This is a genomic window from Bifidobacterium boum (assembly GCF_000741535.1).
Taxonomy (GTDB): domain Bacteria; phylum Actinomycetota; class Actinomycetes; order Actinomycetales; family Bifidobacteriaceae; genus Bifidobacterium; species Bifidobacterium boum.
In genome coordinates this window covers 50,714-69,727 of record NZ_JGYQ01000015.1, presented here as the reverse complement: position 1 = coordinate 69,727, position 19,014 = coordinate 50,714, and the positions used below count along the sequence as shown (strand labels likewise).

The following is a 19,014-nucleotide window of genomic DNA, read 5'->3' as shown; positions in this document are numbered from 1 at the left end:
GTTGTGTGGTGGCGTGAATCGTTGGAATCCCGCGGTTTTGGTCTGGCTGCCTGCCGGACGGTGACTGCAGGCGGGTTGGTTGCTTTTCCATACTGTGTGAATCTGCTGTCGGAATCCACGGTGTGACGCGGTTCGCTGGCGACTGCGGAGGGTAGTGAGGCCAAGACCCTTGGAATTCGCCACCCTCCGCAGCCCATGGGGGGTGCACATCATCGGGGAATGCCTTGGGAAACCCTCCATACCTGTGACATCGACGCTGAAATCACAGGTATGGAAGCTCTTAGCGCCCGGACTCGCCGGCGCGTCTCAGTGCAGGTAATCCGCCGCATTCGTCGGGCTCGACGGCACGGCATGCCCCTCGGTCACGGTGCCCAGCCCGGACAGATACGCTTCGCGCCCCGCCTCGATCGCATGCTTGAACGCCCGTGCCATCAACGGAATATTGCCGGCACTTGCAATCGCCGTGTACGCCATCACGGCGTCGGCACCCATTTCCATGGCTTCCGCCGCTTGGCTTGGCCGTCCGATGCCGGCGTCGATAATCACCGGCACATGGGCATTGGCGATGATCACCTCGATGAAATCACGCATCCGCAGGCCCTTATTCGAGCCGATCAGCGAGCCGAGCGGCATGACGCACGCGGCGCCCGCCTCTTCGAGCTGCCGTGCGGCAATCGGATCGGGGAACATGTACGGCATGACGACGAAGCCTTCGTTCGCCAGGATTTCCGTGGCTTTGATGGTTTCGCGATTGTCAGGCAGCAGGTATTTGGTCTCGTGTTCGATTTCGATTTTCACGAAATCCGTCTGGCATACTTCGCGGGCGAGCCGTGCGATGCGGACCGCGTCTTTCGCGTTGCGCGCGCCGGACGTGTTCGGCAGCATGGTGATGCCTTTGGGAATGTAGTCGAGCAGATTGTTGTCGGTGGTGCGGCAGCGGCGCAACGCCATGGTGACGATTTGCGTGCCCGCGTTCTCGATGGTCGCTTTGATGAGGTTCAGGTCGTACCGTCCTGATCCCAAGATGAACCGGCTGGTGAACTTGTGCCCGCCGAGGATCAGCGGGTCGGATTCGCCGGTGGCGATCGTGTCGTAGGCGTGTGCGTCCGGTTCGGGCAGGATCGCGGTGTTGGTTGCGGTACCGACCAGTTCGTCGAGGCTGGGTTCGGCGTTGTCTTGTGCTGTTGCACCGGTGTCAGTAGTGCTCATGAGTGTGCTCCTGTGTGTGATGTGGTATTGGTGTGGTGTCGGGTGTGTGTTGTCGGCGGCGAACCGGCTGGCGCACACCCGGCTTGCGTATCAGGCGTCTTCTTCGCCGAGGATCAGCCGGGTGATCATGTTGGCTTCGTGGCAGGCGACCACGCCGACGCGCGGCGCCATCAGCCCGGCTCCCGGCTTGGGTGCGGTCTCCCCGTCGCCGCAGAAGTAGAAGTTCCTGGACACCCGCTTGGTGTGTACGAGGTTCGAGCTGCGGTAGCCCGCCATACCGCTGGCGGACACGAGTTTCTTGTCCGGCAGGCTTTCGAGCACCGCGTTGACGAGCATGGTTTTGTTTTCCGGCACGTCGAACGCCTCGCAGATGATGTCCTCATGCTCGAACAGGGTCGGCACGTTCTCATCGGTGACTTTCACGGTGTCGATGGTGATGTCGGTGAACGGGTTGATTTGTTTGAGGTTCGCTCGCAGTGCCTCGGTTTTGTACTGGCCGAGATCCTTGAGGAAGTACTGCTGGCGGTTGAGGTTGGTCATGTCCACGCGGTCGAAGTCGATCAGGTGCAGATGCCCGACGCCGATGCGCGTCAGTGCGACAGCGATGGTCGATCCGAGTCCGCCGAGCCCACAGATTGCCACGCGCGCGGCGTCAAGCTTGTCTTGTGTGGCGGCGGTATGGCGGTCGAGCAGTGCTGCGCGGATTTCTTCGCGGCTGACGAGTGTGGTCGGGTCGGGCAGGCTGTCGAAGGCTTGCTGTCGTGCGGCGGTCTGTTCGGGGGTTGCTGAGGGTGCGAATGTCATAGTGTGCTCTGGTGGTTGAAATGGATGTAATAGTGATTGGTGAAGTGTATTGATTCTTCGGTGAATATGCCAAGGCTGCTGTGTGGCGGGCCTGCCGCCGCAGGCTGGGCTCAGCCGCCCTGCACGAAAGTGACGATTTCGACGGTGTCGCCGTCGTGCAGCATGACTTCGCTGCGTTTGTTGCGTGGCACGATGTCGCCGTTGAGCTCGACGGCCACGCGTTCGGGGCGAAGCCCGCGTTCTTCGATGAGCTCTGTGACACTGATTGGCGCCTCCAGCGTCTCGCGCTGTCCGTTGACGATCATGATAATCCTCCCGTCGTGCTGTCCGCCCATGCTGGTTGCCGGTGAGGCGGCGACCATGTGTCACCTGCTGCCGGTCGAGCGTGGCCGGACAAACAAAAACGGGTCAGTGAAGAAATCGTACCTATTGGGCGGTGCGCTCCTTCATGACCCGGTCATGCTTATTCTGTTGTGGTGTGTTGCGAACGGTGCAAGGAATCACGAATTGAACAATCGCATACTTACGGCGGCATTACCCGCATCAAGTTGACGGTCGAAGTCGTGGCTTCCTCTCAGCCCTTGCGGGCTCCCGTTCGGTTGTGAGGCCATCCTAGGCAACGCCCCCGGACAAGCGCGGCCCGGTGGGGTGCAAACTATCAACTGTAAGGACGCATACATGGACGCAAAGGAGGATAACGCCATGACACAATACAACAAGATCACCGCGCTATACTCCCGCCTTTCAGTTGGTGACGAGGACAGGGACGGCGGCGAGAGCAACAGCATTGTGAATCAAAAGGCTTTTTTAGAGAGGTACGCAAGGCAGGAAAAGCTGACGAACATCCGCCATTATATCGACGACGACGAAAGCGGCAGATTCTTTGACCGCTCCGCCTATGTGCGAATGATGGACGATGTGGAAAGCGGGAAAATCGGCATTGTCGTTATGAAAGACATGACCCGCTGGGGACGCGATTATCTCCAAGTGGGAAACGCTATGGAGATTTTCCGCAGGAACAGGGTGCGCTTTATCGCCGTCAACAACGGCATAGACAGCGAGAAGCCCGACACATTGGAGTTTGCGCCGTTTATCAATATCATGTCGGAGTGGTATGCAAAGGACATCAGCAAGAAAGTAAAAACAGGCATCAAGACCAAAGGCATGAGCGGAAAGCCAATCGCCACCGAAGCCCCCTATGGCTATATGAAAGACCCCGACAACAAGGATTACTGGATTATTGACGAGGAAGCCGCCGCCGTTGTCCGTCTTATTTTCAGCCTGTTTCTTGAGGGCAAAAACAGAAATCAGATTGCCGTTTATCTGGAAAATGAGGAAGTTCTGACCCCAACCTTTTATCTCAAATATCATGACAGAGGAACATCAAAAAGCCGAAATCTGAACGAGGAAAACCGCTACAACTGGAACAAGGCGACCTTGACCCGCATTCTCACAAGACAAGAGTATTGCGGTGACGTGGTGAACTTCAAGACGGCGAAGCATTACAGGGATAAGCGCAACCACTATGTGGATAAAAACGAGTGGCAGATATTTGAAAACGTGCATGAGCCGATCATCGACCGCAACACCTTTGAAAACGTGCAGCGCATATTGGAAAACGCGCCTGTCAGACGTCCAAATGGGGACGGAGAAATACACCCCTTGTCAGGCTTGCTTTTCTGTAAAGATTGCGGGGCAAAAATGCACATACGCATAGATTACAGGTATAGCGGCAAGCGGCACGTTGCTTTTTGCAGCGAATACCGCAAGGGCAAAAGCAAAAATCCTAAATGCCATTCCCCGCACAATATTGACGCGGATTTACTCTTGCAGACCGTCGCGGACGTGCTGCGCAAAATCGCGGACTACTCTATCAGCAACAGAGCAGACTTTGAAGCCTTAGTCAAAAAGAGCCTTGCCATACAGCAGACGGACAAGGTGAAGAAGCAGCAAAAGCGCATACCGCAAATCACGGCAAGGCTTGAACAGATCGACACGGTTTTGAACAAGCTCTATGAGGATATTGCCCTCGGCAGGATTGAGCAAGACCGCTATGAGCAGATGTCGCAGAAATACTCCGAAGAATACTACACACTGAAAACGGAGCTTGCAGAAATCAAGGAGCAGCTTTCCGAGTTTGAGAACGCAGACGGACGAGCGCAAAGGTTTATGAAGCTGACAGAACGCTATGCCGCCTTTACCGAGCTTACCCCCGCTATCCTAAACGAGTTTATCAGCAAAATCCTTGTCCATGAACGCGATGTAAAAAGGTCAAAATACGCCGTTCACCGCATTGAGGTGTATTTCAATCATATCGGCAGATTTGAGAATGAACTGACAGCACAGTTAGAGCCAACGGAGCAGGAATGTGAACGCATGAGGGCTGAAATCGAAGAAGCCAAAAGAGAGAAATCCCGCGCCTACCATCGAGCCTATTACAAGGAATACCGTAAGAAAAACCTTGAAAGGTGCCGCGAATATGAGCGAATGAAAGCGAGGGAATATAGAGCAAAGAAAAAGCTACAAGCCGCAACCTAAAACCGAATAACCAACACCACGAAAAGAGGTTTCCTATCAACGGGAAATCTCTTTTTGCGTTAAGTGAAGGAGGACTTTAATGACAGAAAAAACCGAAGCACAGGCCGAAGAAATTCAGACCGAGGAACAGACCGCAGCCCGAAAGCCGGACGGCGTGCTCACAAGAAAGTTTGGCGCAAAGACTTTCATTGCCGAGATATTTTTCAACCACGGTAGCAAGGACACGTTTCAAGATAAGCTGCTAAAGGCAATCCGTTCCGAGAAAACAGAGTAAAACAAGCCGTCTTTTCCATTCCCTTCCTATCCTATCCCATCCAAAAATCGAAAGGAGAAAATCACATGGCAAAAACCAAAGCAGAGAAAATCGCAGCCATCGAATTACAGATGACGCAGCTTGAAAACCAAAGAAAGAAGCTGATCCAAGAACAGAAGCAGCAGGAGCGAAAGGACAGAACGAAACGCCTTTGCAAGCGCATGGGGCTATTTGAAAGTATGCTGCCCGAAAGCATATCGCTGACAGACGAGCAGTTCCAAATCTTCCTTGAAAAAACCATAGCCGCCGAACACAGCCGCCGCATACTGGACGGATTGACAGCACAGCGGGGCACACAGCAAACAGCGAGAAATGCAGCCTATACGGAAACGCAGGACGACGAGGACGCAGACGAGGACGACGGCAGCGACGCAAGGGTAAGGGACTAATCCCATACCCTTGCTTTTAGCAAGGGCGCACTTATATACCACATGAATGTGGTATGTGCGGTCTTGCAGACGGCGTTTTGTGCCTGTCGGCACAAAAGAAAACAGCGGGCAATGCCCGCAGAAAGGAGCGCAGCGCATGGCGATTTACCATTGCAGTATTAAAATCATCTCACGCGGCAAGGGCAAGTCTGCCGTTGCTGCCGCCGCTTATCGCAGCGGTGAAAATCTCACCAACGAATATGACGGAATCACTCACGACTACACCCGCAAAGGCGGCGTCGTTCATACCGAGATTTTGCTGCCCGACCACGCCCCCACAGAGTATGCAGACCGCGCTGTTTTGTGGAACGCAGTTGAGAAAATCGAGAAAGCGAAAAACGCACAGCTTGCAAGGGAGATTGAAATAGCCCTGCCGAAAGAATTGACAAGGGAGCAGGGCATTTCTCTTGTGAGGGAGTATGTAAAGGAGCAGTTTGTAAATGTGGGAATGTGCGCTGACATAGCCATACACGACAAAGAGGACGGCAACCCTCACGCCCATATTATGCTGACGATACGCCCCATTGAGCAGGACGGCACATGGGGAGTAAAACAGAAAAAAGAGTATATTCTTGACAGGGACGGAAACAAAATCTATGACCCGAAAAAGCGTTCCTACAAATGCAAATCCATTCCCGCCACCGATTGGAACGAGCAGACAAAAGCGGAGGAATGGCGGTCGGCATGGGCTGAAATCTGCAATCGGGCATTGGAACAGAACGGACACGCCGAGCGTATAGATCACCGCAGCTATGCGCGGCAAGGGATAGACCAAATCCCCACCGTTCATTTAGGCGTGGCGGCTTTTCAGATGGAGAAGCGAGGAATACGCACCGAGCGCGGCAACCTCAACCGAGAAATCGAAGTCACAAATCAGCGTTTGCGGCAGCTTAAAGCGCGTATATCCAAGCTGCAAAACTGGCTGAAAGAAGAAGCTGCCAACACCGAACCGCCCACCCTTGCCGACGTGATACAGGGTATCTTGTCAAAGCGTGAACAAAGCGGAAAACAGAGCCGATACACCACTATCCACAATCTGAAAGCGGCTGCGAATATGCTGATGTTTTTGCAGACAAACGACATTAAGGATATGGCGGGACTGGAAGAAAAGGTTGAGGATATGTACGGCAAGCAGCGCAGCATTGCGGAAAAACTGAAACCCATAGACAGGCGATTGAAAACCCTTGACGAGCATATTTCAAATGCCGAGAAGTATTTTCAGTACCGCGATATTTACAGAAAATACAAACAGCAGAAGCCGAAAAAGCAGGAAGCGTTTTACGAAAGCCACCGCATGGAACTGACCCACTACGAAGCCGCAGAACGCTATCTGAACGCCGTGATGAACGGCAAGACAGGTATTCCAAGGTGTGGAAAGCGGAACGCGACAAGCTAAGCGGCGAGAAGAAACTACTGACCCAACAGTATTACACGCTCAAAGATGAGGTCAAGGAAGTGGAGCAAATCCGCAGGAATGTTTACAGTATTCTGAAAGAAGAAAACGGCAGAGAACAGCCGACACGGAAGCATGAGCATGAACGGTAAAAAAGAACAACGGCGGGATAATAGCACTATCCCGCCGTTACATGGTATTAGTTTATAATCTTTTCGATAAGGCAGATTTTATTGCCAGAAAGCGTATTCGAAATCATCTATAAATGTCGGGGTGTCAATGTCAATTCCTGCGGTATCATACATTAACGCGGGTGTGCAAAATATTTAGCAAACCTAAATTAATAGCCTAATCATTTTTTCTTTTCTTTCCATATTTTTCAACAAAGGAATTATATTTTTTCTTCTGTATCGCCTTGATTATCGGCGTTGATAGTACTCCCGCAGCAATTCCTATAATCCAGACGTATTTCCAGCTTGTCAGCAGTCCGAAAAGAACAACCAGTGCGGTAGCAGCCAGCCAATACAAAATCTGAATTTTGCCGTTCGATTTATTTAGTTCTTCTAAAATATCAACACCCTCGGATTCGTGCGGAGCATTTTCAATAAAAGCTGCCGCTCCGACAGTTCCCGAACACGAGCGAAAATCTTCGCTGCATTCCTTAGCTCCTGCGGCGTAAGTATTATTGTTAAGTATTTCAAGAACCGCAGAACGGATTCCATGAACCGAATCGTTTGTAAGCATAACTCCCGCCCCGATTTCTTTTGCACGTCTTGCAACCGCCTGCTGTTCGCTTGTCTGCGGATACAGAATCATCGGTGTCGCCATATACAGACTTTCAGAAACGCTGTTCATGCCGCAGTGTGTGATAAATGCGTCCACTCTTGACAAAACATCAAGCTGATCAACATAAGGATATACTTTAATATTTTCGGGCAGTTCACCGAGAACGGAAATATCAAGTGCATTTCCGCAGGAGATTATGACATCAACCTTTTCGTCTTTGAGAGCATCAATGCATTTGGCATAAAAATCAGGTCTGTCGTTTATAACCGTTCCCATTGAAATATATACGAGCGGCCTTTCCTTTTCTTTGTCCGGCTCAATCTTTGAAAACACAGATGGACCTACAAAGACATAGTGGTCAGAAAAGCTTTCGGAATACGGTTGAAATCTTTCTGATGTATAAACAACCGAGTCGGTTTTGTTATCACTCTGAACAAGAGACAATGCGTTCTTTACCTTGTACCCGTAAGGTTTAAGCATTTTCAGTTCCTTTGATATTTTCGGCAGCCCGAAAACCATATCCGCAAGTTCCTTGGGGGAGTTTTTCATATATTGCGAAGCCATCTGATTGAATGCAAATGTGCTTGTCGAAACGACCAACGGAACATTGTGTTTCCATGCGTTCAGCTTGCCCCAGAAACAGACGGAATCGGCATACACGACATCGGGCTGAAAGGTTTTGAATTCTTCATCAAGAAAAGCGTCCATACTAAGAGTAATACGGATATCCTGAATCGTCATTTCCGTAGTGGAAACATTTTTAAGTCCTGCTTCTTCCGTTTCCGTTAATTCGCCGAGGAATGCGTTGCACGAAACGAAGTCCGCGCCTGTCGCCTTTATTTTGTTCTCAAACTCATCGAACGAATAAAACCTGACAGTATTGCCGCGTTTGACTAATTCAGACGCAACGGGAAGCATAGGATTGGTATGACCGTGAGCGGGAATACAAAAGAATGCTATCTTTTTCATTTGTTATCGCCGTCCTTTTCAAGAAACACCTTGCCAAACAGCTCCGAAAACTCCTCTTTCGGAGGAATTACAATTCCTCTTTTCTCGTCCCCGAAAAGAAATAAGGTGTCGCCGGGCTTTATTCCAAATATCTCGCGTGCCTGCTTGGGTATTACAATCTGTCCCTTTTCACCAACTGTAGCCATCCAAGCATATTGACCTTTCTGTGCACTCATTTCATTCACCTCCAAAGTATGATTTGTTATACAAATCATACTCCAATATTATAAAAATGTCAATAAATACGAAAAAGCACTTGACAAAACGCTTCATGGGCGGCGTGGCCGTACGCTTGGAGGTTGACGGATTGTCCGACGTCGTGGTGACAGTGGTGGGTATGAGTTTCGATGATGGACAAGAACGCCGCGAACACAATCGTGCGATGGTGGACAAATACCTGCATTCCGGACACGGCGATGCGCTGCTGCACCGGCATGAACTGTTCTGCGAAGACGGGATTTCCGGATTGTGGACATCGGATTCCGGCGAGCCGGTTTTCGCCCAAGGACGCGAGAATATTGCAAAATATGACGTATGGTCGTCCGAGCATTTCCCTGATTGGGCATGGAGCAATATCACGATTTGGACAACGGACGATCCGGATCGTGTGTGGGCGGAGTGCGACGGCGAAGGCAATATCAACCTTCCCGGCCATGACCCGGTGTTCTATCGCAATCATTTCATCTATTCGTTCGAAATGCGGGACGGCCTGATCTACCGCGAGCGCGAATTCACGAACCCGATAGTCGAGATGCGTGCGCTGGGCATGCCAACCCCAACCATCGAACTGGGGGATTTCCCGAGCGCCTGAGTGGGGTGGAGCGGAAAAGCAGCAGGCCCGCGGTGCAGGGCTGCAACGAGGAATAACGAGGTGATGGGCGAATGACCGATATGGGTGAAAATGCCGACATGCGAACGAGGCATGGCAAGGGTGACTCATACGACGGACGACTCGCGGGCTTTGATATCCCGCGCATCGGCATGGGCACGATGGCGCTCGCCATCGAGGGGCGTCCGGACCGTGAGACAGCGATACGGACAATCCATGCCGCACTCGATGAAGGTGTCCGGTATTTGGATACGGCGTGGTCGTACTATCTGCCCAGCCGTCCGGGGATGGGGGAGCCGGGGGACCTCGGGTATGGCGAGCTCTTGGTCCGTGATGCGCTGGCATCATGGAATGGGCCGCGTGAAGACGTGTTGGTTGCCACCAAAACCGGATATCGGCGGACTTGTGAAGCCGTCACAGCAGGCGCTGGCGATGCTGGCTGTGTGGATGTTTCACGTGAAACAGGGGACAGCGGCAGTGTGAATGCCGATTGCTCCAGTGTTTCACGTGAAACGGGCGATGTTCCACGTGAAACACCCTCGGCGGGTGGCGTGCCGGAACGCCAGCACCTTCAAGCGGCAGGAAGCCGATACGGCTGGATGGCGGATTCGCGGCCGGAAACTATGATCCGCGACGCGAAGGAATCAGCGCGGCACCTCGGTGTGGACGCGCTTAACCTGTTGTACTCGCACGGCCCTGATCCTGCAGTGCCATATGCCGATCAGATCGGCGCCCTGCGTGATCTGCTGGATGCCGGCGTCATCAGGTATGCCGGCATTTCGCGCGTGAACCGCGAACAGATCGATATCGCGAGGGGGATTCTTGGCGACAGGCTGGTCGCCGTACAAAACCAGTTCTCGCCATCGCACCCCGATCCGGAACATACGCTGGAATACTGCCGGCAACTGGGTTTGGCGTTCGTATGTTGGAGTCCGCTCGGCGGGTTCCTTGACCCGGTCGACCGACATGCGTATGACCCGTTCCGCGAGGTCGCGGCGAAGCTCGGCGTATCCCACCAGCGGGTGACGCTCGCTTGGGAATTGGCGCAATACCCGCGCCTGTTCACCATTCCCAGCGCCCGTAATCCGCAGGAAATCCACGATTCCTTCGCGGCAGCGCGACTTGATCTCGCCCCGGATGACCTCGTCCGTCTTAACGCCGTCGTCGCCGCCCGCCGGCAGACAATGGCCGCTGGAATGTGATGCTGGTTTGCTGGTCACGGTCGTACGTAATCTGAGGAAATGCTGCGACTTTACTGATGGGTATGTTTCTGTCATATTTGCCACGAGTATAGAAAAGTATCGCGGTGTATAAGCCCGTATAAATCAGTCTTGTAGTGTCGATCTACCTGTGAAAAGTCGGGGATGGAATGGGGTTTGTTTGGCTGCCGCGCCGGAGCTATGCATTAGAGCCCCTCTCAAACTGTTTACGTTGGTGGGTTTGTTGGTGTGGCTGGTTTGTGTGGTTTCTCGAACTGTTTACGCTGGTGGGTTTCTTGGTGTAGCTAGTTTGTATTCTCCTCGAGCTGTTTTGTGCCAAGCTGTCGTACGCTGCACGGTTCGCGCCGTAACGCAACCCTCAATCGCAACCGAACATCATCGCTTGCGCGAACCGCGCAGCACCGCACAATCAACCCGAAAATCATCACGGAAACGAACATTTCGATTGTTCGCATGTGACGCCACTCACATTCCAGCATCCTCAGAAAAAGCCTGATACAGTCAGTCGGGCAGAGATGCGAAGGTGTTAACCGAACATCTCCGCCATCGCTGCGGAGAGGAAGTTATGGCAACCACCACCCAGCCGATTTCACCGTCATCCACCCGCCCGGCAGATGCCAGCATCGTCGCGCCGAGCCCTGCGGCCCATACGCCGAGCCGTCTCGACAACCGTTGGATGCGCGCGGTCGTCCCCGCGCTGCTCATCCATATTTCCATCGGCACCGTCTACTGCTGGAGCGTATTCAAACAGCTCATAGCCGATCAGATGCACGTCGCCCCGAGCACCATCGAATGGGGCTTCTCGCTCGCGATCTTCTTTCTCGGCATGTCCGCCGCATTCTTGGGCCCGGTCGTGGAGAAGGACATCCGCCGTTCCGCATTGATCAGCCTGGTCTGCTTCGTCGCCGGATTCGCCGGCACGGGTGCGAGCATCGCCGCCGGCTGGCTGCCCGGCGTGTTCATCTGCTATGGCGCAATCATGGGCGTCGGCCTGGGCGTCGGATACCTCACGCCGGTCAAGAACCTCATGCTGTGGTTTGCCGATAACAAAGGCCTCGCCACGGGTATCGCGGTCGCGGGATTCGGCCTCGCCAAAGCGATCGCCAGCCCGGTGATGACCTGGCTGATCGCCTCCGTCGGCCTCGTGAACATGTTCTACGTGCTGGCCGTGGTGTACGCGGTCATGATGTTCGCCGGCTTTCTGCTGATCCGCCGCCCCGCAGGCTACGTGTACTCCGCTGCCGCGCGTGTCAGGCGTCGCACGGTGATGCGTCGCCCGGTGTTCTGGGCGATCTGGCTCGCCTTCTACCTCAATATCACGTGCGGTCTTGCGCTGATTTCGCAGGAAAAGGACATTCTGCATGATGCGCTCGCGGTGATGCCGCGCTTCGCAGGGCTTGATACTGCTGCCTTCGCCGCCGCGACCGCCGGCGTCATCAGTACGGTGCTGGCGGTTGACGCGGTGTTCAACGCGGTAGGCCGACTGGGCTTTTCCACGCTGTCCGACCACTGCCGCCGCCGCGAAACCAGCTACGTGGTGATTTTCGTGATGTCCATTGTCGTCTGCCTGTTGCAGGTCGTGTTCCATTCGATTGACAACGGCACATTGTGGATGATTCTTATGATGCTGTTCCTGGTCAACGCGGGGTATGGCGGCGGTTTCTCCACCCTGCCGGTACTGTTGGAACAGCATTTCGGTATGTCCTCCGTCTCGACGGTGCATGGGCTGGCGTTGAGCGCGTGGGCTTTCGCCGGACTGTCCGGCAACCAGCTGGCATCCTTCGTGGTGACGCATGCCGCTGACCAGTCGCACCGGTATGCCGCGTTGATGCCGATGCTGGCCGTGCTGTACACGGTCGCCCTGGTGGCGATTCTGCTGGTGATGCGCGACCGCAAACCTGCGGATAATGCGCATGCCGATGCCTGATCCAGGTTGATTGTGCCCGAGTGGGCGAGTCGGTCAGGTGTTTCCGGCCGGTTGATGATGCCGTCCAGTGGCTTGCGCTGCCGGGCGGCATCACTCGATTATGCCGGTGCGATGCGGGCTGCGGGCGATGGTCCGGGATTTGGCGGAAGTCGAATCGCCTGATATACGGTGAGGCGGACGATGCGCGACTGCACCAATCGCGGTCGCATGGCTCGTCGGTATTCGTTCCACACGATGAAGATTGATGGGCGATGTTACAGGTCTGGAGGCGCGGGTCGGCACTCGGCGATCTGCTGGTCCGTGTCCGAAAGCGGGAACCGCATGATTCCAACGATCCCTGCTGTGCTGCAGTGCCGTGGACGCCGGTGATCTGCCCGAATCCTCCGGTATCTTTTCCATACGATGGGAATCGGGGCTTGATTCGCGTGATGTGGAACTGCGGGTTGCGACGTCCCGCGTTCCCGTTCGGAAACGACGAATCGACAGATCCGCAAGTTCCATGGATACCGGGACCTGAGGAATCTGCCGATGGTTCTGCTGCGGGTCGCTCGTTACTGCCCGCGACCCGCTATCGTGGTCAGCGGTACACGGCGAAGCCGGCGTTGAAGCCGATCTTCTTCTGCACGGCGAGGGCCAGCTGCAGGAATCCGAAGGCTTCGAGCTCGCGCGCACGCTTCAGGGCGCCTGCGTCGATGGCGTCAAGACCGCCGGCCTTCACCAGGTCGATGAACGCGGCCTTGGCGGCGTCGTCATCGCCGGCGACCAGCACGGTGGACTGGGCGTTGCCGGTCTTCTTGGATGCGATGTTCGCGGCGAAGACGGTGTTGAACGCTTTGAGCACGTGCGACTTGGGGAGCTTGGCTTGCAGCTCGGCGGCGGCGGAGCTGTCTGCCGGCACGACGAGCGAATCGAAGGTGGAGAAGTCCAGCGGGTTGGTGATGTCGACGACGGTCTTGCCTTCCAGCTGGTCGCCGTACTGTTCGGCGATGGAGGCGAGGGCCGGATACGGGACGGCGAGTACGACGATGTCGCCTTCGATGGTCGGGTTTTCGGAGTGGGAGTCGAGGGACTGAACGGTCGCGCCCGCGTCCTCGAAGACGCTCTTGATGGCGGTGCCCATGTTGCCGGTACCGAAGATTGTGATGGTTGCCATGATGGTTCCTTTCGTGCGGGTGTGTGCCGCTTGCGTTGTGGTTCGCCGTGTCCGTGTGTGCGGAGCCGTGCCTACTAACAAATTGTTAGCGCTAAGACGATGCTACCACTTACTTTTTGTTAGCACTTCCGGCGTGTCGTCGGTAGAATGGAGGGCATGACATCATCGGAAAACCCAAAGAATCCGCATCATTTCAACGTTTTCGCCGCGGCATGCCCGTCGCGCAAACTGTTGAATGACGTGACGCGACGCTGGAGCATCCTCGTGCTCGCCGCGCTGTTGGACGGGTCGTTGCGCTTTGGGCAGATCCGCGAGCGGGTCGATGGCATCAGTGACCGCATGCTGTCCGCGACGCTCGCCGCACTGGTCGAAGACCGTCTGGTCGTCAAAGATGACGCCGCCGGCACGTACGCGCTGACTGAGCCCGGGCACCAAATCGCCAAGCAGAGTCTCGACTTGTTCGATAGCCTCTATCTCGCACTCGACGAGATCGTCAACGCGCAATCGGTATCGCCGGAAGGCCAAGCGGCATAGATCTTTCTTTGGCGTTCGGCCACGTCTCCGCCGGGCGGGTGTAATCGTCGGCCCGTTGTAAGCATGTTGGTTATTTAACCCGTGCTTACATGCCCCGGTTGCCCGGGGCAGCTCCAAGTCTCACGGCGTTCGCACGCCTGCTTGGTTCACGTTTCACGGGGGTCTGCGTAGCCTCGGGCGAGCCGGGTCGTCTTACGTCCCCTCCGCGCGCGTTTAGGGTCTCCGGGGCACTCCCGGCGACCATGATATTGATGGCCGCGTTCAGGTCGCGGTCCACGGTCAGGCCGCACTTGTCGCAATGGTAGACGCGTTCGCCCAGGGGCAGTTTGGTTTTCACTGTCCCGCAGCGGTGGCATGTCTTGCTGCTTGGGTACCACCGGTCGATGACATGCAGTCTCGCGCCGGTGCGTGCGGTCTTGTATTCGAGTTGGCGGCGGAACTCGGCGAAATCCGCGTCGAGCACGTGCTTGGCGAGCCTGTGATTATGGGTCATGCCTTGCACGTTGAGGTCTTCGATGCTGATGGACGGGTAGGTGGCCGCGAGCCATGCGGTGAGCTTGCCGACATGGTCGGCGCGTTGCGCCGTGACGCGCATGTGGACGCGACGCAACCGGTCGAGGCTCCTGCCCCACCGGTTCGACCCGCGTTCACGACGGGACAGCGTCTGTTGCGCGCGGCGGAGCTTGCGTTGGCTGCGCGCGTAGGCGTGTGGATTGGGGAACACGGTGCCGTCCGACAGGGTGGCGAGGGTTTTGACGCCCAGATCCACGCCCACCGGATAGTCGCGGCGGCGTGTTTTCGCCGTGGGATGGGTGCCGGGCTGTTGTTCGACGGTGAGCGCCGCGTACCATGCGCCGGCCCGGCGGCTGACGGTCATGCGCACGATGCGCCTGCCGCGTACGAGCCTTGCGGCGTTCTCCATGCAGTGGACCCGCCCGATGCGCGGCAGTCGCAGGGCTTTCGGGTCGCCGTCGATGAGCCCGAACCTGCCGGTCGTGTACGCGAATCGCGGGACGCTTGTCCGTTTCGACTTGTATCGCGGCCAGCCGGTCTTGCGTCCTTTGCGGCGTCCTTTGCGGCTGTCCGACCAGTTCTTCAACGCAAGGGAGAGCCATTCGAACGCGCTGTTGTATGCTTCCTTGCTGTTCTGACGCCACCATGGGGCGATTTCCTGCTTCCATTCGTTCCACCAGCGGCGCATCGCGTACATCGTCCAGTCCGGCCGTTCCCCGAGTGACAGCTGCCGTGTGACGTGGGAGAGCATGAGGTTGTAGGCGAATCGGGCCGCGCCGGCATGCGACATGAGCATCCGTTCCTGTCGCGGTGTGGGGTCGAGCCTGATTCTCACGGCCTCATACGCGGTCATCGCGTATCGCCTCCAACGCCTGTTCCGCGCGATGCCGGGCGGAACGACGCCCGTACAGGCGGGCGCAGAACGAGATCAGCACCTCGGTCATGTCACGGACCAGATCATCGTCGAGTTCGGTGTCGTCCACGATGACGAGCCTGCGCCCGGACGCCTCCAACGCGCTTTCGACGAGACCCGCGTCCATGCGGGCGAGCCTGTCCCTGTGTTCGACGATGAGCGTGGCGACGGTCGGGTCTTTGAGCAGGCGGTTGAGCTTGCGTCGCCTGTCGTTCATGCCGGAACCGATTTCGGTGACCACTTCCGCGTCCATAATGCCGAGGTTCACGGCGAACGCCTTGAGCCGGTCCGCCTGCCGTTGCAGGTCGTCCTTCTGATCGCTTGATGAGACGCGCGCATAGCATACGGTGCGCCCGGTTGTCGCGGGTTTGGGGGCGGTTTCGTATTTGGGGTCGTGGATGAGCCACATGCCGGTGGGCGTGTGTTCCGTGGGGACGGGCATTTTGCCTTCCCGGCACCATTTCCACACGGTGTACGGGTTGAGGTGTTCCCGTTCCGCCCATTCACGAACCTGCATGCCAACAATGATAACATATGATAAGCAAGAATATACCACTCATACGCCAACAGATGAACACCCCCGTATCACCACGCGGCGGCGTCAGGCGCGCGTTGTGCGAGTGGTTCCTCACAAAGTCGGGTGTGGAGCGGCTGGGTTCATGGGTTTTGGGCGTCTTGTGCCCCGGTGTGTGAGCCAATCCTCGCACGGTGGCACTTGGCCTCGGCGCTCGGCGCCGTCCGTCTGATTTCCAGGCTTTTCCTGCCGGCACATTTGGCACTATAAATATTTGACACTATGAAATATGAAGAGTATAAACAATCAGGACTGATAGCCGCAATCCCCGATACCAGAAAGGAGCTTGCTGTGGCATTTGAAGATGACGCGCTCGAACGCATGCACACCATCATGTCCGGAAGCCATTCGGCCATGATGGAGCACATGAATCGCGTCCATCGCGGCGAACCGGCGGTGATGCGCGAGTTGGCCGCCCAAGGTGCATGCACGCCAGGCCACCTTGCCGAGACGACTGGAAACAGCCCGGGCCGTATTTCAGCGATTCTCGCGGCGCTGGAGAAAAAAGGCTGGGCGACCCGCACGGTGGACCCGGAAAACCGTCGGCGGGTTATCGTGCGCATCACCCCGGAAGGCCGCAACTTGGTCGCGCTCCACCGGCAGATGAGAGAGGAACGCCTGCGCTGGATCTTCGGGCAGATGGGGGAGCGTCGCACCGCGGAATTCCTGGATTTGCTCGCACAGTTCATGGTCTATACCAGTCTGTGCGGCCCAGGCGCCCAAACCCCTGATGAGTCGACAATCGCCAAGGCTTTCGAAGACAACGGCCTGCAATACCGGCCGGCTCAAGACCGCGAGAACATCACACTGACGGCAGCCCGGCCGGAAGAATGCCCGTTCGCCGATACAGACGCCGCTGCACGCGCCGCCGCTCCGCCTGCCGCACCCCAACGCGGATAACCCGTTCAACAATCACCGTCGATCCTCGTATCCGAAAGGACATATTGTGGTACGAATCTGCAAATACTTATCCAAGGCCGAATGGTTCCAACTGTTCATCGGCCTGCTGTTCATCGTGGGCGGTGTGGCGCTCCAGCTCAAGCTGCCCGACTATATGGCCGACATCACCAAACTTGTGGAAACCCCCGGAAGCGAGATGCATGACGTGTGGATCGCCGGCGGCAAAATGCTCGCCGTGGCGCTTGGCGCGATGCTCACCACTGTCGCCGTGGGGTTCATCACCGCACGTGTGTCCGCCTCATTCACTCAGCGTCTGCGCTCGCTGCAGTTCCGCCGCGTGGAATCCTTCGGCCCCGAAGAGCTGAACCGCTTCTCCACAGCGAGCCTGATCACCCGCTCCACCAATGACGTGACCCAGATCCAGATGTTCCTCACCATGGGTCTGCTCATGCTCGTGCAGTCGCCGATCATGGCGGTGTGGGCGATCGCGAAAATCGCCGGCAAGGGTGTCGAATGGACGGCCGCGACCGGCGTGTCGCTCGCGCTGGTCATGGGTGCGGTCGCCATCATCATGGTGCTGGTCATGCCGAAATTCCGCAGTATGCAGGCCCTCACCGACAACATCAACCGCGTGGCCCGCGAGAACCTCACCGGCCTGCGCGTAGTGCGCGCCTACAACGCCGAAGACTACCAGCAGAAGAAGTTCGACAAGGCTAACACCGATCTGACCGACACCCAGCTGTTCACCAACCGCATGATGTCCATCATGATGCCGCTGATGAACTCCGTCATGAACGGCTTGACGCTCGCCGTGTACTGGATCGGCGCATACCTGATCGACGCGGCCGGCCTGACGGACAAGCTCACCCTGTTTTCCAACATGGTCGTGTTCTCCAGCTACGCAATCCAGGTCATCATGAGCTTCCTGATGATGAGCATGGTGTTCGTGCTGTGGCCGCGTGCCGACGTGTCCGCCAAACGTATTCTCGAAGTGCTTGACACTACGCCGCGTATCACCGACGGCGAGCGCACGCAAGGCGCGAACAACCCTGATGGTACGCCGATTCGTGGTCGCGTGGAGTTCCGCGACGTGAGCTTCGCCTACCCTGATTCGCGCGAGCCGATGCTTGAGCATGTGAGTTTCACCGCTGAACCCGGTCAGACGGTCGCGTTCATCGGTTCCACCGGTTCAGGCAAGACGACGCTCGTGAACCTCGTGCCGCGTTTTTATGATGCCACCGACGGCCAGGTGCTTGTCGACGGGGTGAATGTGAAGGATTACATGGTGCAGTCACTGCGTGACAAGATCGGCTACGTGCCGCAGCAGTCCGTGATGTTCAAGGGCACGGTCGCCTCGAATGTGGCGTTTGGTGATAAAAGTCAGGCGGGTGTGCGCCCAGCAGGCCAGAGTGTGGCTGATATCGAGCTTGCCGACACATCCATGCCGCAGGGCCGTGAGCGTGAGAAAGCGCTGCGGGCGCAGTCCGGCAATGGCGAGATGTTGAGCGACGCCCAGATGGCGGATGTACGTCAGGCTGTCGCCGTGGCGAAAGCCGACGAGTTCGTGACGCGGATGGACGGCACGTATGAGGCCGATATCGCCCAAGGTGGCACGAACGTGTCAGGCGGCCAGAAGCAGCGCCTGTCCATCGCCCGTGCCGTGTGGCGTCATCCGGAGATTCTGGTATTCGATGATTCGTTCTCCGCGCTTGATTTCCGTACGGATCACGATGTGCGTGAGGCGCTCGCCCGTGAGGCGGGGGACGCCACCAAGCTGATTGTCGCCCAGCGTATCGGCACGATTATGGACGCCGACCGCATCATCGTGCTTGATCAGGGTCGTGTCGTGGGTCAGGGCACGCATAAGGAGCTGCTCGGCACCTGTGATGTGTACCGTCAGATCGCTGAAAGCCAGTTGAGCGAGGCGGAACTCGCCTCCTGACATGCGCCCGGCGCATGCCGGATCCCGCGT

Annotated in this window: 19 protein-coding genes; 11 read left to right on the top strand and 8 right to left on the bottom strand. The window is 56.5% G+C overall.

Annotated elements, in window-relative coordinates; translation table 11 throughout:
- Positions 1 to 306: 306 nt before the first annotated feature.
- From BBOU_RS05120 to thiS, 3 genes are all read right to left on the bottom strand, one after another.
- Complete coding sequence (locus tag BBOU_RS05120) at positions 307 to 1,209, bottom strand: thiazole synthase (RefSeq protein WP_081815536.1); 903 nt, start codon at positions 1,207 to 1,209, stop codon at positions 307 to 309.
- A gap of 90 nt (positions 1,210 to 1,299) precedes the next feature.
- Positions 1,300 to 2,013: a sulfur carrier protein ThiS adenylyltransferase ThiF gene (thiF, locus tag BBOU_RS05115; RefSeq protein ID WP_033490234.1), complete on the bottom strand. Its 714-nt coding sequence runs from the start codon at positions 2,011 to 2,013 to the stop codon at positions 1,300 to 1,302.
- Between the two features lie 110 nt (positions 2,014 to 2,123).
- Positions 2,124 to 2,375 carry a sulfur carrier protein ThiS gene (thiS, locus tag BBOU_RS05110; protein WP_238552062.1) on the bottom strand — a complete coding sequence of 84 codons (252 nt, stop codon included), beginning with the start codon at positions 2,373 to 2,375 and terminating at the stop codon, positions 2,124 to 2,126.
- Between the two features lie 316 nt (positions 2,376 to 2,691).
- Between thiS and BBOU_RS05105 the strand changes: the two genes are divergently transcribed.
- From BBOU_RS05105 to BBOU_RS09365, 5 genes are all read left to right on the top strand, one after another.
- Positions 2,692 to 4,551, top strand: coding sequence for a recombinase family protein (locus tag BBOU_RS05105; RefSeq protein WP_026503107.1), 1,860 nt, complete (start codon positions 2,692 to 2,694; stop codon positions 4,549 to 4,551).
- 79 nt (positions 4,552 to 4,630) lie between these two features.
- Positions 4,631 to 4,825: a TnpW family protein gene (locus BBOU_RS05100; protein ID WP_026503108.1), complete on the top strand. Its 195-nt coding sequence runs from the start codon at positions 4,631 to 4,633 to the stop codon at positions 4,823 to 4,825.
- Between the two features lie 65 nt (positions 4,826 to 4,890).
- The gene (locus BBOU_RS05095; protein ID WP_081815537.1) at positions 4,891 to 5,253 is read left to right on the top strand and encodes a DUF3847 domain-containing protein; all 363 of its coding nucleotides are present in this window, start codon (positions 4,891 to 4,893) and stop codon (positions 5,251 to 5,253) included.
- 136 nt (positions 5,254 to 5,389) lie between these two features.
- Entirely contained in the window at positions 5,390 to 6,688 is a 1,299-nt protein-coding gene (mobQ, locus tag BBOU_RS05090) for a MobQ family relaxase (protein ID WP_202961014.1), read from the top strand.
- Positions 6,661 to 6,837 (top strand): hypothetical protein, encoded by a 177-nt coding sequence (locus BBOU_RS09365; protein WP_202961013.1) that lies wholly within the window; start codon positions 6,661 to 6,663, stop codon positions 6,835 to 6,837. Before mobQ ends, BBOU_RS09365 begins: the two co-directional genes overlap by 28 nt.
- A gap of 196 nt (positions 6,838 to 7,033) precedes the next feature.
- On the opposite strand, the gene BBOU_RS05085 is transcribed toward BBOU_RS09365, so the two are convergent.
- Positions 7,034 to 8,440: a macrolide family glycosyltransferase gene (locus BBOU_RS05085; protein WP_026503109.1), complete on the bottom strand. Its 1,407-nt coding sequence runs from the start codon at positions 8,438 to 8,440 to the stop codon at positions 7,034 to 7,036.
- Entirely contained in the window at positions 8,437 to 8,655 is a 219-nt protein-coding gene (locus BBOU_RS05080; RefSeq protein WP_026503110.1) for an AbrB/MazE/SpoVT family DNA-binding domain-containing protein, read from the bottom strand. The genes BBOU_RS05085 and BBOU_RS05080 overlap by 4 nt, the downstream gene beginning before the upstream one ends.
- 80 nt (positions 8,656 to 8,735) lie before the next feature.
- Between BBOU_RS05080 and BBOU_RS05075 the strand changes: the two genes are divergently transcribed.
- The 3 genes from BBOU_RS05075 (at position 8,736) to BBOU_RS05065 (ending at position 12,455) form a co-directional block, all read left to right on the top strand.
- Positions 8,736 to 9,290: a PhzA/PhzB family protein gene (locus BBOU_RS05075; RefSeq protein WP_238552059.1), complete on the top strand. Its 555-nt coding sequence runs from the start codon at positions 8,736 to 8,738 to the stop codon at positions 9,288 to 9,290.
- A 98-nt stretch (positions 9,291 to 9,388) separates the two neighbouring features.
- A complete protein-coding gene (locus tag BBOU_RS05070) occupies positions 9,389 to 10,510 on the top strand; it encodes an aldo/keto reductase (protein WP_026503112.1) in 1,122 nt (373 codons plus the stop codon).
- Between the two features lie 694 nt (positions 10,511 to 11,204).
- A complete protein-coding gene (locus tag BBOU_RS05065; protein ID WP_026503113.1) occupies positions 11,205 to 12,455 on the top strand; it encodes an OFA family MFS transporter in 1,251 nt (416 codons plus the stop codon).
- Positions 12,456 to 13,032: 577 nt separating this feature from the next.
- Here BBOU_RS05065 and BBOU_RS05060 read toward each other — a convergent pair.
- Positions 13,033 to 13,608: an NADPH-dependent F420 reductase gene (locus tag BBOU_RS05060; protein WP_026503114.1), complete on the bottom strand. Its 576-nt coding sequence runs from the start codon at positions 13,606 to 13,608 to the stop codon at positions 13,033 to 13,035.
- Positions 13,609 to 13,764: 156 nt separating this feature from the next.
- Between BBOU_RS05060 and BBOU_RS05055 the strand changes: the two genes are divergently transcribed.
- Positions 13,765 to 14,142 carry a winged helix-turn-helix transcriptional regulator gene (locus BBOU_RS05055; protein ID WP_033490239.1) on the top strand — a complete coding sequence of 126 codons (378 nt, stop codon included), beginning with the start codon at positions 13,765 to 13,767 and terminating at the stop codon, positions 14,140 to 14,142.
- 85 nt (positions 14,143 to 14,227) lie between these two features.
- Here the strand turns inward: BBOU_RS05055 and tnpB are convergent, their stop codons facing one another.
- Entirely contained in the window at positions 14,228 to 15,508 is a 1,281-nt protein-coding gene (gene tnpB, locus BBOU_RS05050; RefSeq protein ID WP_026503115.1) for an IS607 family element RNA-guided endonuclease TnpB, read from the bottom strand.
- A complete protein-coding gene (locus BBOU_RS05045) occupies positions 15,495 to 16,085 on the bottom strand; it encodes an IS607 family transposase (RefSeq protein ID WP_026503116.1) in 591 nt (196 codons plus the stop codon). Before BBOU_RS05045 ends, tnpB begins: the two co-directional genes overlap by 14 nt.
- Positions 16,086 to 16,433: 348 nt before the next feature.
- Here BBOU_RS05045 and BBOU_RS05040 point away from each other — a divergent pair, with 348 nt between their 5' ends.
- Entirely contained in the window at positions 16,434 to 17,042 is a 609-nt protein-coding gene (locus tag BBOU_RS05040; protein ID WP_051616816.1) for a MarR family winged helix-turn-helix transcriptional regulator, read from the top strand.
- A 46-nt stretch (positions 17,043 to 17,088) separates the two neighbouring features.
- Positions 17,089 to 18,984 (top strand): ABC transporter ATP-binding protein, encoded by a 1,896-nt coding sequence (locus BBOU_RS05035; protein ID WP_026503117.1) that lies wholly within the window; start codon positions 17,089 to 17,091, stop codon positions 18,982 to 18,984.
- The last annotated feature ends 30 nt before the right edge of the window (positions 18,985 to 19,014 follow it).

What these genes read in the sequence shown, in the direction of transcription:
- thiF (WP_033490234.1), bottom strand. Translation starts at nt 2,013, where the DNA reads ATGACATTCGCACCCTCAGCAACCCCCGAACAGACCGCCGCACGACAG.
- BBOU_RS05095 (WP_081815537.1), top strand. Translation starts at nt 4,891, where the DNA reads ATGGCAAAAACCAAAGCAGAGAAAATCGCAGCCATCGAATTACAGATG.
- BBOU_RS05100 (WP_026503108.1), top strand. Translation starts at nt 4,631, where the DNA reads ATGACAGAAAAAACCGAAGCACAGGCCGAAGAAATTCAGACCGAGGAA.
- thiS (WP_238552062.1), bottom strand. Translation starts at nt 2,375, where the DNA reads ATGGTCGCCGCCTCACCGGCAACCAGCATGGGCGGACAGCACGACGGG.
- tnpB (WP_026503115.1), bottom strand. Translation starts at nt 15,508, where the DNA reads ATGACCGCGTATGAGGCCGTGAGAATCAGGCTCGACCCCACACCGCGA.
- mobQ (WP_202961014.1), top strand. Translation starts at nt 5,390, where the DNA reads ATGGCGATTTACCATTGCAGTATTAAAATCATCTCACGCGGCAAGGGC.
- BBOU_RS05080 (WP_026503110.1), bottom strand. Translation starts at nt 8,655, where the DNA reads ATGAGTGCACAGAAAGGTCAATATGCTTGGATGGCTACAGTTGGTGAA.
- BBOU_RS05120 (WP_081815536.1), bottom strand. Translation starts at nt 1,209, where the DNA reads ATGAGCACTACTGACACCGGTGCAACAGCACAAGACAACGCCGAACCC.
- BBOU_RS05055 (WP_033490239.1), top strand. Translation starts at nt 13,765, where the DNA reads ATGACATCATCGGAAAACCCAAAGAATCCGCATCATTTCAACGTTTTC.
- BBOU_RS05105 (WP_026503107.1), top strand. Translation starts at nt 2,692, where the DNA reads ATGGACGCAAAGGAGGATAACGCCATGACACAATACAACAAGATCACC.
- BBOU_RS05070 (WP_026503112.1), top strand. Translation starts at nt 9,389, where the DNA reads ATGCGAACGAGGCATGGCAAGGGTGACTCATACGACGGACGACTCGCG.
- BBOU_RS05045 (WP_026503116.1), bottom strand. Translation starts at nt 16,085, where the DNA reads ATGCAGGTTCGTGAATGGGCGGAACGGGAACACCTCAACCCGTACACC.
- BBOU_RS05085 (WP_026503109.1), bottom strand. Translation starts at nt 8,440, where the DNA reads ATGAAAAAGATAGCATTCTTTTGTATTCCCGCTCACGGTCATACCAAT.
- BBOU_RS05065 (WP_026503113.1), top strand. Translation starts at nt 11,205, where the DNA reads ATGCGCGCGGTCGTCCCCGCGCTGCTCATCCATATTTCCATCGGCACC.
- BBOU_RS05060 (WP_026503114.1), bottom strand. Translation starts at nt 13,608, where the DNA reads ATGGCAACCATCACAATCTTCGGTACCGGCAACATGGGCACCGCCATC.